The organism is Pseudonocardia xinjiangensis (genome assembly GCF_050948425.1).
In the GTDB taxonomy this organism is placed as follows: domain Bacteria; phylum Actinomycetota; class Actinomycetes; order Mycobacteriales; family Pseudonocardiaceae; genus Pseudonocardia; species Pseudonocardia xinjiangensis.
The window spans coordinates 4,304,439-4,318,000 of the sequence record NZ_CP192009.1 but is presented as its reverse complement, the minus strand read 5'-3'; the positions used below and the strand labels follow the sequence as shown (position 1 = coordinate 4,318,000).

17 protein-coding genes and 1 riboswitch are annotated in these 13,562 nt (G+C 73.9%); of the genes, 6 read left to right on the top strand and 11 right to left on the bottom strand.

Annotation, left to right across the window (positions count from 1 at the left end):
- Positions 1-28 precede the first annotated feature (28 nt).
- Complete coding sequence (locus tag ACQPZA_RS20370; RefSeq protein ID WP_433272756.1) at positions 29-1,009, bottom strand: ferritin-like domain-containing protein; 981 nt, start codon at positions 1,007-1,009, stop codon at positions 29-31.
- Between ACQPZA_RS20370 and ACQPZA_RS20365 the strand changes: the two genes are divergently transcribed.
- On the top strand, positions 981-1,139 hold the full coding sequence (locus ACQPZA_RS20365) for a hypothetical protein (protein ID WP_433272754.1): 159 nt from the start codon (positions 981-983) through the stop codon (positions 1,137-1,139). The genes ACQPZA_RS20370 and ACQPZA_RS20365 overlap by 29 nt on opposite strands.
- A gap of 100 nt (positions 1,140-1,239) precedes the next feature.
- Here the strand turns inward: ACQPZA_RS20365 and ACQPZA_RS20360 are convergent, their stop codons facing one another.
- Positions 1,240-2,238, bottom strand: a complete 999-nt coding sequence (locus ACQPZA_RS20360) for a hypothetical protein (protein WP_433272752.1) — start codon at positions 2,236-2,238, stop codon at positions 1,240-1,242.
- A 213-nt stretch (positions 2,239-2,451) separates the two neighbouring features.
- On the opposite strand from ACQPZA_RS20360, the gene ligD reads away from it, so the two are divergent.
- Positions 2,452-3,441, top strand: a complete 990-nt coding sequence (gene ligD, locus ACQPZA_RS20355; RefSeq protein ID WP_246267608.1) for a non-homologous end-joining DNA ligase — start codon at positions 2,452-2,454, stop codon at positions 3,439-3,441.
- Positions 3,442-3,480: 39 nt separating this feature from the next.
- Here ligD and ACQPZA_RS20350 read toward each other — a convergent pair whose 3' ends face one another.
- The 5 genes from ACQPZA_RS20350 to ACQPZA_RS20330 all read right to left on the bottom strand — a co-directional run bounded on the left by ACQPZA_RS20350 (position 3,481) and on the right by ACQPZA_RS20330 (position 6,772).
- Positions 3,481-4,653: a zinc-dependent alcohol dehydrogenase gene (locus ACQPZA_RS20350; protein ID WP_433272750.1), complete on the bottom strand. Its 1,173-nt coding sequence runs from the start codon at positions 4,651-4,653 to the stop codon at positions 3,481-3,483.
- Positions 4,654-4,674: 21 nt separating this feature from the next.
- Positions 4,675-5,598, bottom strand: coding sequence for an SRPBCC family protein (locus tag ACQPZA_RS20345; protein WP_433272748.1), 924 nt, complete (start codon positions 5,596-5,598; stop codon positions 4,675-4,677).
- A gap of 115 nt (positions 5,599-5,713) precedes the next feature.
- The gene (locus ACQPZA_RS20340) at positions 5,714-5,992 is read right to left on the bottom strand and encodes a hypothetical protein (RefSeq protein ID WP_433272746.1); all 279 of its coding nucleotides are present in this window, start codon (positions 5,990-5,992) and stop codon (positions 5,714-5,716) included.
- Positions 5,979-6,398, bottom strand: coding sequence for a DUF3618 domain-containing protein (locus tag ACQPZA_RS20335; RefSeq protein ID WP_433272744.1), 420 nt, complete (start codon positions 6,396-6,398; stop codon positions 5,979-5,981). Before ACQPZA_RS20335 ends, ACQPZA_RS20340 begins: the two co-directional genes overlap by 14 nt.
- The gene (locus ACQPZA_RS20330; RefSeq protein ID WP_433272742.1) at positions 6,395-6,772 is read right to left on the bottom strand and encodes a phage holin family protein; all 378 of its coding nucleotides are present in this window, start codon (positions 6,770-6,772) and stop codon (positions 6,395-6,397) included. The genes ACQPZA_RS20335 and ACQPZA_RS20330 overlap by 4 nt, the downstream gene beginning before the upstream one ends.
- A gap of 243 nt (positions 6,773-7,015) precedes the next feature.
- On the opposite strand from ACQPZA_RS20330, the gene ACQPZA_RS20325 reads away from it, so the two are divergent.
- The 3 genes from ACQPZA_RS20325 (at position 7,016) to ACQPZA_RS20315 (ending at position 8,576) form a co-directional block, all read left to right on the top strand.
- Entirely contained in the window at positions 7,016-7,468 is a 453-nt protein-coding gene (locus tag ACQPZA_RS20325; RefSeq protein ID WP_433272740.1) for a DUF4383 domain-containing protein, read from the top strand.
- A gap of 271 nt (positions 7,469-7,739) precedes the next feature.
- Positions 7,740-8,252 carry an ATP-binding protein gene (locus tag ACQPZA_RS20320; protein ID WP_433272738.1) on the top strand — a complete coding sequence of 171 codons (513 nt, stop codon included), beginning with the start codon at positions 7,740-7,742 and terminating at the stop codon, positions 8,250-8,252.
- Between the two features lie 39 nt (positions 8,253-8,291).
- Complete coding sequence (locus ACQPZA_RS20315; protein WP_169399493.1) at positions 8,292-8,576, top strand: DUF6343 family protein; 285 nt, start codon at positions 8,292-8,294, stop codon at positions 8,574-8,576.
- Between the two features lie 8 nt (positions 8,577-8,584).
- Here the strand turns inward: ACQPZA_RS20315 and ACQPZA_RS20310 are convergent, their stop codons facing one another.
- On the bottom strand, positions 8,585-9,247 hold the full coding sequence (locus ACQPZA_RS20310; protein ID WP_433272735.1) for an HAD family hydrolase: 663 nt from the start codon (positions 9,245-9,247) through the stop codon (positions 8,585-8,587).
- A 61-nt stretch (positions 9,248-9,308) separates the two neighbouring features.
- Positions 9,309-9,887 (bottom strand): TetR/AcrR family transcriptional regulator, encoded by a 579-nt coding sequence (locus tag ACQPZA_RS20305; protein ID WP_433272733.1) that lies wholly within the window; start codon positions 9,885-9,887, stop codon positions 9,309-9,311.
- Positions 9,888-9,972: 85 nt separating this feature from the next.
- Between ACQPZA_RS20305 and ACQPZA_RS20300 the strand changes: the two genes are divergently transcribed.
- A complete protein-coding gene (locus ACQPZA_RS20300) occupies positions 9,973-10,854 on the top strand; it encodes an SDR family oxidoreductase (RefSeq protein ID WP_433272731.1) in 882 nt (293 codons plus the stop codon).
- Positions 10,855-10,950: 96 nt separating this feature from the next.
- On the opposite strand, the gene ACQPZA_RS20295 is transcribed toward ACQPZA_RS20300, so the two are convergent.
- Both ACQPZA_RS20295 and ACQPZA_RS20290 read right to left on the bottom strand, forming a co-directional pair.
- On the bottom strand, positions 10,951-11,907 hold the full coding sequence (locus ACQPZA_RS20295) for a methionyl-tRNA formyltransferase (RefSeq protein WP_433272729.1): 957 nt from the start codon (positions 11,905-11,907) through the stop codon (positions 10,951-10,953).
- A gap of 93 nt (positions 11,908-12,000) precedes the next feature.
- On the bottom strand, positions 12,001-13,359 hold the full coding sequence (locus ACQPZA_RS20290; protein ID WP_433272727.1) for an aminotransferase class V-fold PLP-dependent enzyme: 1,359 nt from the start codon (positions 13,357-13,359) through the stop codon (positions 12,001-12,003).
- 36 nt (positions 13,360-13,395) lie between these two features.
- Positions 13,396-13,511, bottom strand: a riboswitch (SAM riboswitch).
- Between the last annotated feature and the right edge of the window lie 51 nt (positions 13,512-13,562).

The following is a 13,562-nucleotide window of genomic DNA, read 5'->3' as shown; positions in this document are numbered from 1 at the left end:
GCCCGCTGACCGGAACCCCAAACGCGCATCAGTCCACATCGGCCACGTTCTTCGCGATCGCTGCGTACCGCGTCTGCGCTGCCGAGATGACTCCCGAGCGGTTCTTGTGGTTCTGCTCGAAGGCGATCATGGTGGTCAGATCGGCGGGGGTGGTCAGCTCGCGCAGTGCGGCGATGGCGTTCTGCGCCGTCATCTCCTCGTAGTGCTTGATCGGCAGCTCGGACGCCTTGAGGCTGCCGAGGTCGGCCCGCGCCTCCCGCACCACGTCGGCCACGCCGTCGGCGCCCTCGCGCGCGGCGACCCGCTCGGCCTGCTGCAGCGCCGCGTCGCGACCGGCGGTGGCCACCTCGCGGGTGCCGCTGCCGAGCTGTACGACCTTGCCCGCCACGTCGCTGACGGCGTCCCGGGCCTGCTCGCCGGTGCGGTAGGCGATGTGGACCGCGTGGTTGACCCGCCCGACCGCGAAACGCGTCGGCAGGCCCACGGCGTGGACCACCCCACCTGCCACCCGCTGCAGCGGGGTGGGGGTCAGCGCGGCCGGCCCGCCCAGCGCCTCCTCGGCGAGCACGGTGGTGAGCCACTCGACGGTGGCGGTGTGGGCGGTGACGAGGTCGTCGGCGAGCTTCTCGACGGCCGGAAGGTCGGCCCGCTCGGCGAGTACCCGCAGGTAGCGGGCCCGGTCGAGCAGCTGGTGCTCGAGGCTGAGGTCGCCGAGCAGCGCCTCGTCGATCGGCTGGGCCTGCTCCAGGGTGCTCTTGACGAGGGCGAGCATGCGGCCCAGCGCGGGCGTCACGACGTCCGGTACGGCGTGCAGGGTGTGCAGCTGGTCGGCGATCCGGCGGGCGCGCCGCACGGCGTTGTCGCCGTTCTGCCGCAGCTCGCGGCGCACGGCATCGGTGCGGGCCTGGGCGACGCGGAACCTGGCGACCTGCGCCTCGGTGTGCGTGAGCTGCTCGAGCGCGCGCAACTGCGTGACGACCGTGTCGGTCGCGACGGTCTTCGTGGCCATCTGCCTGGTCGCGGTCTGCCTGGTCGCGGTGCTGGTGTTCGCCATGGTGGCGCTCAGTCCTCTCGTGGTCGGGGCCGGGTATGTCCGGGGTGCCCGCCTGCGGGGCGGCTCACGCGCCGCGACCGTGTGAGCACGCTCTCGGGTGGTTGCGGTGACCGGGCGGCGCGCGGTCCTTCGGCCGGTCAGGCCTGCGCGGGACCAGCCCGGCGCGGCATCGGAACGGCCGGCGTTCAGTCCTCGTCGAGGCGGGCCCGGGCCCTGGTGGTGCGCGCGGCGGCGGCCCCTGCGGCCCGGGCCGCGGCCTTCGCGGTGGCCTCCGCCTCCCGGGCCGCCGCGGCGGCGGCCCGGTCCTGGTCGCGGGCGGCCTCCAGCTCCGCGGTGAGTTCGGCCACCCGGTCGCGGGCGGCGTCGCGCTCCTCCAGGGCCGCGTCACGCGCATCCTCGGCGGCCTGTTGCTGCTCGCGCGCCGCCTCCTCCTCGGCCTCCGCCTCGGCGAGGGCTCGTTCCCGCCGCTCCCGTTCGGCCCGCTCCCGCTGTGCCGTCTCCTGTTGGGCCCGCTCCTGTTGGGCCCGTTCCCGGTCGGCGTGCTCGGCGCCGGCCGGTTCCGCGTCGACGCGGACGGCCCGCAGGGGTGGGGCGTCCGCGCGGGGCGCCGGTACCGGCCGGGCATCGGGGTCGGCATCAGGCCCGAACCCCGTGTAGCTGACGGTGCGGGTCAGCCGGCCCGACCGCACCTGTGCCGCGATGTCGGGCCGGGCGAGCGCGGCCTCGAGGATGCCCTGCAGGTCCCGCAGCACGCTCTCGGCAGCCGGGTCACCTGCCTCCATCGCGAGGCGGCCCGCCTCCCGTGCCATGGCCGCGACGAGCTGGTGGCGCGTGCTCGACAGCCGACGCAACGCCGCGCCGTCCAGGGTGCGCTGGGCGTCGGCAAGGCCGGTGGCGAGCCCGAGGAGCCCGTCGAGCTGCTCGCGGCGATGCCGGGCGAGCAGGTTGGCCAGCCAGGCGGCCCGGGTGGGACGGCGCAGCCGGCCGATCGCCTTGGCGAGCTCGCGGTCCCCGCTCTCGCGGGCGCGGGCCGCGGCGGCGTCCCGCTCGGCGACGAACTCGTCGGGCAGCACCCCGTAGAGCTCCTCGGCGACGGCGTCCAGCGCCGTCCCGCCGCTGCCGGCAGTACCGGCGCTGACGTCGGCGGGCTCGCTGTCCACGGTCAACCCCGGCTCGTCCGGCACGGGGCGACCCTAGTGCGATGGCCAGAAACGGCAACGTTCCTGGCCATGCAGGGACATGTGGGGGAACAGCACTCCCCGATTGCGCACGCAACGGTTACCGTGAGGCAGCGCGGAGCCTGCGGAACCCCCGATCCGCTCTCCGTGCCCGGCGGCCGCTTCCCCACCCCTCGAGAAGCGGCCGCCGGACCAGCGCAAACGCGCTACCGTCGGCGGATGACCGGGTCGGTACCTGAGCTCGCGCTGCCGGAGCCCGTCGCCCCGATGCTGGCCACCCCGGGCCGACCGCCCGCAGGCCCGGGATGGGCGTTCGAGTTCAAATGGGACGGCGTGCGGGCGGTCACGGGCGTGGCGGGCGAGCGCTTCCGGGCACACAGCCGCCGCGGCAACGAGGTCACCGGCGCCTATCCCGAGCTCGCCGACCTCCCCGGCCTCCTCGACGGGCGCCCCGCGCTGCTCGACGGCGAGGTCGTGGCGCTCGACGCCGGCGGCCGGCCCGACTTCGGCCTGCTCCAGCACCGGATGCACGTCCGCGCGCCCGCGCCGGAGCTCATGGACCGCATCCCCGTGTCGTACGTGGTGTTCGACGTCCTGCACCTCGACGGCGTGCCCCTGGTCGGTGAGCCCTACGACCGGCGGCGCGCGGTACTGGAGGAACTGGGGCTGGCCGGGCAGCGGGTGCGGGTGCCGCCTGCCACCGCGGGCATCGGTGGCGAGCAGCTGTTGCAGGTGGCCCGCGACCACGGGCTGGAAGGGGTGGTCGGCAAGCGCCGCACCGCGCAGTACGAGCCGGGCCGCCGGTCGTCGGCGTGGGTCAAGACCGCGCTGCTGCACACCCAGGAGGTCGTGATCGGCGGTTTCACCGCGGGGGAGGGGCGCCGCAGCGCCAGCCTCGGCGCGCTGCTGCTCGGCGCCTACGACGAGGACGAGCGCCTGCGCTACCTCGGCCACGTCGGCACCGGGTTCACCGAGACAGCGCTGCGCCACCTGCTCGGTGAGCTGGGCCCCCGGCAACAGCCCGCGAGCCCGTTCGACGAGGAGGTGCCGCGGGAGGAGGCGCGCAAGGCCCGGTGGGTGCGTCCCGAGCTCGTCGGCGAGGTGGTCTACCGCGTCCTCACCGCGGAGGGGAGGCTGCGCCACGCGGCCTGGCGCGGGCTGCGCCCGGACAAGGCCCCGGAGGAGGCGCGCCTCCCCGCCCCCGCGTGACGTGTCCTGCGGGTCGGGGTGCGTCAGGGGGTCAGGGGGTCAGGGGGTCAGGACGACCTTGATGCACTCGTCCTGCTTGTTCTTGAACATCTCGTACCCCTGCGGGGCCTCGTCCAGTGCCATGCGGTGGGTGATCACGAAGCTCGGGTCGAGGTCGCCCTGCTCGATGCGCTCCAGCAGCGGCTCCATGTAGCGGTGCACGTGGGCCTGGCCGGTGCGCAGTACGAGCGACCGGTTCATGAACGCCCCGATCGGGAACTTGTCCATCAGCCCGCCGTACACCCCGATCACAGACACGACCCCGCCGCTGCGGCAGGCGAGGATCGCCTCGCGCAGCGCCGTGGGTCGTTCGGTCTCCAGGCGCGCGGCCTGCTTGACGCGGTCGTACGCGTACAGCGCCGAGGCGGCGTGGCCCTCGAGGCCGACGGCGTCGATGCAGGCGTCCGGCCCGCGGCCCCCGGTGAGCTCCTGCAGTGCCTCGAGGACCGGCGTCTCGGCGTAGTTGACGACGTCGGTGGCCCCGGCCTTCGAGGCCGCCATGTCGAGGCGTTCGGGGAAGCGGTCGATCGCGATCACCCGCTCGGCTCCCAGCAGCCTCGCGCCGGCGATCGCGAACTGCCCGACCGGTCCCGCTCCCCACACCGCGACGACGTCACCGGGCGAGATGTCGCACATCTCCGCGCCCATGTACCCGGTGGGCAGGATGTCGGAGAGGAAGAGCACCTTCTCGTCGGGGATGTCGCTGGTGATCTTCAACGGCCCGATGTCGGCGAACGGGACGCGGACGTACTCGGCCTGCCCACCGGCGTAGCCGCCCAGCATGTGCGAGTAGCCGAAGATCCCGCAGGGGGAGTGGCCCATGAACTTCTCGGCGATCCCGGCGTTGGGGTTGGAGTTCTCGCACACCGAGGTGAGCCCGCGCTCGCAGGCGTTGCACGCGCCGCACGCGATCGGGAAGGGGACGACGACCCGGTCACCCACGCTCAGGTTCGGCACTCCGCTCCCGGTCTCCACGACCTCGCCCATGAACTCGTGGCCGAGGATGTCGCCCTTGCGCATCGTCGGGACGTAGCCGTCGTAGAGGTGCAGGTCGGAGCCGCAGATCGCGGTCGAGGTGACCTTCACGATCGCATCGCGGGAGTTGAGGATCCTCGGGTCGGGGACGTCCAGGACCTCGACGCTGTTGCGGCCGGTCCAGCAGTTCGCACGCACGGATGGGTCCTCTCGCTCTGGTCAGCTCGACGGGGACAGCGGCTGCGCGGGGCGCTGGCGGAGCTGCCGGGACGCCGTGGTGCCCTCGGGGCTGCCGTCGCTGAGCACGACCTCGCCGGTCTCCAGCACCTGCTTGAAGCGGCGCAGGTCGTCGTGGATCTGCTGGTCGGGGCTCTCGCCGAAGAGCTTCGCGACCGTCGAGCCGAGCCGGCCTGCAGGCGGGCGGTACTCGATGGCGACGTGCACCTCGGTGCCGCGGTCCCCGGGGGCGGGCTGGAACCGGACCCGGCCCGTGGTGGCCACGGCCGAGCCTTCCACCGAGCGCCACGCGATCAGCTCCTCGGCGGTGTGGGCGGTGATCTCCGCCTCCCAGGTCACCTCGATGCCGGCAGGCGCCTTCGCCGTCCACCGCGACCGGTCCGAGCCCAGCAGGGTCACGTCCTCGAGATGGGCCATGAAGCGCGGCAGGTTCGTGAGGTCGTGCCAGAAGTCGAAGACCTCTGCGACCGGCCGGTTCACGGTGATCGCCGCCTGCACGGAGAGCTCGTCGGAGCGCAGGCCACCCCGGGTGGCGCGGCGTGCGGTCGCCACGTCGGCCGCGGCCACCCCGAGCACGGCTGCCGCGGCGGCGAGCGTGCGCGTGCGGCGGGCGGGATGGCGGGCCGCAACCGTGCCGAGCAGGGCGAGGTCCACGACGTCCCCGGCCACGCGGGCCCACAGCCAGGGGCCCGGCGCCGAGCTCGAACCGACGCCGAGGCCCGCCGCCAGCTCCCGGACCCCGCAGGCCCAGCGGGTGACCAGGCGGCTCGTCGGGCTGTCGTCGGCGCCGACGAGCCGCGCGACGGCGCCCGGTGCCCCTACCTGTGCGCTGCCGAGTCCGAGGCTGAACAGGGCGAGCCCCGTCGCCCCCCGCCGGGTCCTGCCGTCGCTCGTCCTGCGGTCCACCGCGGTCCTCCTCGCGCAGCGCGGTCCGTCCGGCTGCCGTGTCCGGGGGTACCCCGCTGCCGGTCGGTGACACCGCACGAGCGGGTGGGACTCCGCCCGGTGGACGGGAGTCGGCTCAGATGTCGTTCTCGCCGGGGTTCCAGTCGTTGGCGACCGCCATGTCGTGCTGCGCCCGGCTCATCTCGTCCCCACTCATCTCGTCAGGGCCCGGGTCCGCATCGCTCCCGGCCCCCGCGGTGGGGAGGTCGGTGCGGGTGGGCGGGTCGTCGTCGGCCGGGGGCTCCGGGTCGGCCCACTCCTCGCGGTTGGACCCGCCGGGGCCGAGCTGTCCGGCCAGCTCATCGGCCAGTGCGTCGTCCTCGCGAGGGCTGTGCTTCGAGCTACCGCGTTCCATTGCCGTCCTTTCCGACGTCTGCGAGGGTCGCTGCGATACCTGCGGCCTTGAGCCGCCGCCGAGCCTTGCGCCGCCGCAGCCGGCTGACCAGCAGGTAGCTCAGCACGAGCGCGATCCCGGCCACGAGCCCCGGCCGGTCGCGGAGTGCGGCCTCCACGGTGGGCGCCTTCTCGGCGATTACCTCCCGCGCCTGGGTGACCTGCTCCTGCACCCGCGCCGTCGTCTCCTCGCGCTTCGCCCGTACGCGGGCGGGCACGTCGACGCGGTGGGCGAGCTCCTCGACCGTCTCACCGAGCTCGGCGCGCAGGGTGTCGAGCTCGTCGCGCAGCTCCTCCGGGCTGCGCTCGGCGCCAGAGGCCGCGGGTGTGCTGCGGGGCGCGGGGTCGGCCGGGTGGGAGCCGGTCATCGCTGCACCGCCTCCTTCACCGTGCGGACGTCGCGCTGGACGCTGTCCACGGCCTGCTCGGGGACGGGTGGGGTGGCGCCGCGCAGCTGGTTGCGGCCGAGCAGCGCGAGCACCCCGGCCACGATCAGCAGCACGACGCCGATCAGCAGAGCCGACAACCACAGCGGGAGCACGAGGGCCAACCCGGCGATCGCGGCCGCGATGAGGGCCGCGACGCCGTACAACGCGACGATCCCGCCTGCTCCGGCGAGCCCGGCACCCGCTCCGGCGCGCTTGCCCTTGGCGGTGAGCTCGGTGCGCGCCAGCTCGAGCTCGCCGCGGATCAGCTCGGAGAGCTGTGTCGACAACCGCTTGACGAGCTCGCCGGTCGACACGTCGGCGGGGTCGACGGGGAGGGGCGTGCTCCGGGGATCGGCAAGTCCGCCGGATTCGGCATCGCCGCTCTGCCCAACTGTCTGCGGGGTCATGCCGAGGGCTACCCGCAGACGCAGCGGCCCTAACGCTGCGCGCCCCCCGCGTCACCCGGGCGGCGCCGCGTTTCGGCATGCGGGTGAGGGGTATCTGCCCCCCTGTCCGCATACCGCGGATGTTCCTTTTCGCACAGATCGGAGGAGCCGATGTCCGGCTCAGCCACCACCCCACGGACCCGTCATCCGGTCCAGCTCGCCGCCACGGTCATCAGCGTCGTCTTCCTGCTGGTCGGAGTGCTCGGCTTCATTCCCGGCGTGACCACGAACTACGACCAGCTCGCCTTCGCCGGGCACCAGTCCACCGCCCTGCTGCTCGGTCTGTTCATGGTCTCGGTGCTGCACAACCTCGTGCACCTGGCGTTCGGAGTCGTCGGGCTGGGGATGGCCCGCACCGCGGCCGGCGCGCGGAACTACCTGGTCGGCGGCGGCATCGTCTATGCCGTCCTGTGGCTCTACGGCCTGCTGATCGACCACGGCAGCAGCGCGAACTTCGTGCCCGTGAACAACGCGGACAACTGGCTGCACCTCGTGCTCGCCGTCGCCATGATCGGGCTGGGCGTCCTGCTCGGGCGCGACCTCAGGGCCACCGCCAGGCGGTGACGGCGACGGCCGGGCCAGCGGCGACACGCCACGATCGTGCCCAGCACTGATCGGGTACACCGGGACAGGACGGCCGAAAACGGTTCGCCCTGGTGAGGCGGGGGGTTCCCGGGTCCGAGGCCGGACGGACGGCGGCAGAGGGTACGGGTGCGTCGTCCGCGGACCCCGCGACGACGATACGGTCCACGGGTTACCCGCCTCCGGTCGTCGGGTCGCGAGCCCTGACCTGGAGGCGGAACGAGGTCGGGGCCGAGCGTGGAGAGCGAGGATCATGGATCAGGACGCCCCTGGGCACGTCGAGTTCGTGCACCGGAGCTGGCCTGCCGACCCGGAACAGCTGGTCATGATCCGACGTGAGCTGAGCAGCTGGCTCGCTCCGCTCGCGTTGACCGAGAACGAGGTCGCGGACGTCGTGCTCGCGGTGGACGAGGCGGCCGCCAACGCGGTGCGGCACGCCTACGGCCCCGACGAGTCCGGGGCGGTCGAGCTCACGCTGTGGACCGAGCCGGGCACGCTCAGCATCGAGGTGGTCGACCACGGGAGCTGGCGCCCGCCCGCCGGGGAGTCGGAGCAGGGGGGCCACGGCATTCCGCTGATGAACCGGATGTCGGAGTCGGTGCTCATCCACTTCGACGGCCGGGGGAGCCGGGTGCTGCTGCGCCACCGCATCCCCCAGGCCGAGGTGTCGGTGTCCCGGCCTCCCGAGCTGCGGGTCGCCGAGCCCGACGGCTCGGGGACCGCCGGATCGGCGAGGCATCGGCTCCCGGACGAATCGACCCCCTGAACCGGTGACGTGCCCGGCCGGGCGGGGTACTCCCGGCTCATGGCCGCCGATGAGCCCCGTCGTGATCGTTCCGACTACGAACGAGGTCTGCCGGGGTACCACGACCCCACCTCCGGGATGGGCGGTGCGGCGCCCGCCCGGAGCGCGCTGACGCTGCGGGCCGTGCTCGCGGTGTTCGGGCTCGTCTTCGCCGGAGGGGCGGCGTGGCTGGGTTTCGCCGCCGGGCTGCCGGTGCTGGGGTGGGTGATGGTCGTGGTGGCCGTCATCGCCCTCGGTGACCTCGCGGTGGTCCTGTACCGCAAGCGCCGGGGGGAGCCCGGTTGACGCCGGCCCTACCGGCGCCCGGCGAGCAGCGTGTCGTCGAGGCGGTGCAACAGCTCCTCGGGGGAGTCGAAGACGTCCTTCGCCCCGGCCTCGCGCAGCTCGGCGGCGGAGAATCCGCCGCTGCGCACGGCGTACCCCGGCGCGCCGAGCGCCTCGGCGGCGCGGAAGTCCCACACCGAGTCCCCGACCAGCACTCCGGCGGTCCCGTCCACGGCTCGCAGCGCTGCCTCCAGGAGGTCGGGCGCGGGCTTCGTGTGCTGCACGTCGGCCGAGCTGGTCCAGCCGTCGGCCAGCGACTTCCCGTCGAACAGGCCGAGGTAGTGCTCGACCTGATCCGGTTTGCCCGAGCTCGCCAGCACGATCCGGAAGCCACGTTCGCGGACCGCGCCCAGGAGCTCCGCCACCCCCGCGAAGGGCTGCACCTCGTCCAGCATCGGCGCGAACTCCTCGGCCCACGCGTCGCGCAGCTCGTCGCCGAGCCGGGCCTCCACGTCGTCGGACGTGACGGCGCCGACGAGCTGGTCGCCGCCCATGCCGATCGCCCGGTGCAGCTGCCAGACCGGCACGGTGATCCCGTGCCGGCGGAAGGCCCGGAACCAGGCGAGCGCGTGCTGGTAGTTGGTGTCGACGAGCGTGCCGTCGACGTCGAACACGGCGGTATCGAGATCCACGGGTGGCGGGTACCCGATGGCCCGGCGGCGGAAGCGCCGACGAGTGGGCGGGGTTGTCCGGTCAGCCCAGCGATGAGCTCGCGGCGCGCAGCTCGTCGAGGGCCTTCAGGAGGTAGGTGGCGAAGCCGTCCCCGGGCGCACGGTCGCCGTCGGACCATTCGGCGTACCCCCGCTTGAAGGCGAGGACGCCGAGCTCACTGGCGAGGGCGGCGGTCGGGTCGGGCACGCCGCGGGCGAGGAGGGCAGCGGTCATCGCGGCCGCGAGGCTGACGCTCTTGAGGGCGTCGCGCTCCTGAAGTTCGGCGCTGGCGGCGACGGCCGCCTTCAGCCGGGGGGCGATCTCCCGGCTCATCGGGCCCATCGCGGTCGATGCGCGCTCGAGACCGGCGGCGACCGCCTCGAGGGGGCCGGCGTCGGCGGGCGCCTCGGCGATGCCCTCGGCCAGCAGCCGGCTCAGGGTCTCCTGTCCGGCGACCAGCAGCTCGCGTTTGTCGGGGAAGTGCCGGAAGAAGGTGCTCTTGGTGACCCCGGCACGCTCGGCGATCTGTGCGACCGTGGTGGCGTCGTAGCCCTGCTCGGTGAACAGGTCGACCGCCGCCATGACGAGGCGTTCGCGTGCCCCCGGTTCCCACCGACCCATGGAGGCAGCATAGGTGATGGGACTGTGGTCCCATCATCCTGCTACGGTGATGGGACAAGTGTCCCATCACTTCGCGGGAGAGTCCATGAACGTCTTCATCACCGGCGGCACCGGTCTGATCGGATCCGCCGTCGTCGCCGAGCTTCTCGGCCACGGCCACACCGTCCTCGCACTCGCCCGCTCCGACGCCTCCGCGCAGGCCGCCTCGGCCGCCGGCGCCGAGGCGATTCGGGGAGGGCTGGCCGATCTCGACGTCCTGCGCGCCGGCGTCGCCCAGGCCGACGGCGTGATCCACCTGGCTTTCGCGAACGACTTCAGCAGCTCCCGAGCCCTCGCGAACGCCGTCGCCGAGGAAAGCGCCGCCCTCGCCACCCTCGGCGAGGCACTCGTCGGCAGCGGCCGTCCCTTCGTCGCCTGCTCGGGCACGCCCGCCGTGCCGGGCCGCGCCTCCACCGAGGCCGACCCGATTCCGACCGAGGGCCCGGTCGGTGGTCGCGGTCGTGCGGTCAGGGGAGTCCTGGGCCTGGCCGCGCGCGGGGTCCGGAGCTCAGCCGTCCGCCTGCCACGGACCGTCCACAACGAGGGCGCGGGCGGGTTTGCCGGTCTGTTGACCGGGATCGCGCGTCAGAACGGAGTGTCCGGCTACCCGGGCGACGGCGCCCAGCGCTGGCCGGCCGTGCACGCCCACGACGCCGCAGTCCTCTTCCGGCTCGCCCTGGAGCAGGCGGAAGCCGGCACCTCCTGGCATGCCGTGGGCGACGAGGGCGACCAGGTGCGTGACATCGCTGCCGTCATCGGCCGCCGGCTGGGCCTGCCCGTGGAGTCCGTGCCGGTGGAGACCTACGGCCCCCTCGGCGTCATCTTCGCGGCCGACCAGCCCTCGTCCAGCGCCCACACCCGGCAGGCGCTCGGCTGGGAGCCGAAGCACCCGAGCCTGCTGGAGGACCTGGAGAACATCCAGCCCTGACCGGCGGTCCGGGACACGGGTCCCCGACCCTGACCGCACTCACGTTCACGGGCGACTCGCGGACGGAAAGCGGGCGACTCGCGGGGTGGCGGGGTGTCAGGGGGCGGGGTGCGAGGTGAGGTAGCCGCCCATCCGCGTGAAGTACTCGGTGGCCGCGAGGTCCTGGCCGTCGTCGGTGCGGACCCGGTGGATCACCAGGCCCGGGTTGCGTCCGCGCCGCGCGTCGGCGCCCGACACCACCACGACCCCACCGGCACCGTCGCGGACGAAGATGCGTCCGGGCGTTCCGCCGTAGGGAGCGTCGGTGACGCCCGCGGCGAGCACCCGCAGCCGGGTGCTCCCGTGGAAGCAGTAGGCGTTGGGGTAGGGGTCCACCTGCGCGCGCACCAGGTTGGCGATGTCCCTCGCGGGCCAGCTCCAGTCGATCCGGTTGTCCTCGTCGCTGCGGCGGTGGAAGTAGCTCGCCCGGCTGCGGTCCTGCGGCTGCCAGTCGGTGCGCCCGGTGGCCAGCCGCTCCAGCCCGGCCACGGTGATCGGCCCGAACATGGCCAGGGTGCGTTCGAACAGGTCCACCACGGTGTCCTCGGCGCCGACCGGGGTGGCCCACTGCACGACGATGTCCCCGGCGTCGAAGTCGCCGTTCATCATGTGTGCGGTGACCCCGACCTCCGGCTCACCGTTGATCAGCGCCCAGTTCAGCGGCGCGAAGCCCGCGTAGGCGGGCAGCAACGCGTCGTGCACGTTGAGCGTGCCGAGCCGGGGGAGGGAGAACACGGCGGGCGAGAGCCACGTGCGCCAGTTGGCCACCACCATCGCGTCGGCGTGCGCGGCCCGCACCCGCTCGACGACCTCCTCGTCGTCGGCGCGGTTGCGCACCAGTACCGGGATGGCGTGCTTGGCGGCCAGCTCGGCCACGGAGTCGTTGAAGATCGTCTCGTACGGGTTGTCGCTCTCCGGGTGCGTGACGACCAGCGGGACGTCGTGCCCGGCCGCAAGCACCGCGTCCAACGTCCGGTGGCCCCACGTCATGTAGCCGAACACGACGACGCGCATCCAGCGCTCCCTCCCCGCGACAGGTGATCGGGAGGAGGATAACGGAAGGTTAGGTATGCCTGTCCAATGTTGCCGGTGGGCGACGGCCCGGCCTCACTCGGAGCTGCAGGCGGAGGCGCCCGTGCCGAGCACCAGGGTGCCGATGACGCCGAGCGGGTCGTGCTCGCGCGGGTCCGGGGTGGGCACCCACCGGCCGTCGACCACGCCGTAGGTCCAGCGGGCGCCCCGCGTCGTGAGCTGCGCCACCGCCGCCACCAGCCGGTCCACGTGCTCCTCCGTGGTGCTGATCCCGATGCTCGCGCGCAGCGCCTCACCGCTCTCCCCGCAGAGCTTGAGCAGCAGGGGGTGGGCGCAGAAGCGCCCGTCGCGGACGCCGATCCCGTGCTCGGCGGACAGGTAGGCGGCCACCAGCCCGGCGGGCCGGTCCGGGAGGGTGAAGCTGTGGACGGCGACCCGGTCGGTGCTGTCGGGCCAGATCCGCAGCGTCCGCAGGCCGGGCACCGTGGCCAGCCCTGCCTCGAGGCGGTCCGACAGGGCCTTCTCGTGCGCGTGGGCGGCCCCGTCGAGCAGCGGTGCGAGCTCGCGGCAGGCCTGCGCGAGCGCCGCCGCCCCGACCACGTTGGGAGTGCCGCCCTCGTGGCGGTGGGGCGCGGCCGCCCAGACCGTGCGGTCGATCCGTACCTCCCGCACCGCGCCGCCTCCCGCGAGGTACGGGGTGCCCTCGTCGAGCCAGTCGCGCCTGCCGACGATCGCGCCCGCGCCGTAGGGCGCGTAGAGCTTGTGGCCCGACAGCGCCACGTAGTCGATGCCGGTGGCCGCGAGGTCGACGCGCCGGTGCGGTGCGAGCTGGGCCGCGTCCACCACGACCCGGGCGCCCGCCCGGTGCGCGATGTCGACGAGCCGCTCCAGCGGCAGCGTCTCACCGGTCACGTTGGAGGCTCCGGTGACGGCCAGCAGCGCCACCGGTGCCGACGCCAGTGCGGCCTCGAGGTCGGCGAGGGTCTGCTCCACCGTCTCGGCGACCCGCAGCACGCGGTGGGCACCCGCCTGCCACGGCAGCTGGTTCGCGTGGTGCTCCACGTCCAGGCAGAGGACCGGGCCCGGGACGCAGCCGGCGAGCAGGTTCAGCGCGTCGGTGGTGTTGCGTGTGAACACCACCACGTCGTCGCTGCGCGCCCCGACGAACTCGCCGACGGTGACGCGCGCCGACTCCAGCAGCGCGGTGCTCACCTGGGACGCGTAACCGGCGCCGCGGTGCACCGACGCGTAGTACGGCAACAGCTCGGCGACGTGGGCGGCCACGGACTGCAGTGCCGGCGCGCTGGCGGCGAGGTCGAGGTTCGCGTAGGCGATGCTCCCCCCGGTGACCAGCGGCACCTCGAGGTCGGCGCCCACCACGCCGGGCAGGTCGGCGGCGCGGGCGGCAGCGGAACGGGCGAGTACGAGCGTCACAGCGGTCTCCTGGGAAGGGGACCCGCACCGGATGCGGATCCGCGCTTGCCACCGGGCACCCCGCCCGACGGCCTGGTCGTCACCCGGAGCACCCCGCCGCGGAGGAGGGTTGCCGGCCAGCGAGCCGGGGCTTGACGCTGGCGCTCATGACCTGGTGTGGACGTTACGACGGCCGCCGAGCGATCGTCAAGTTGCCCCTCCCG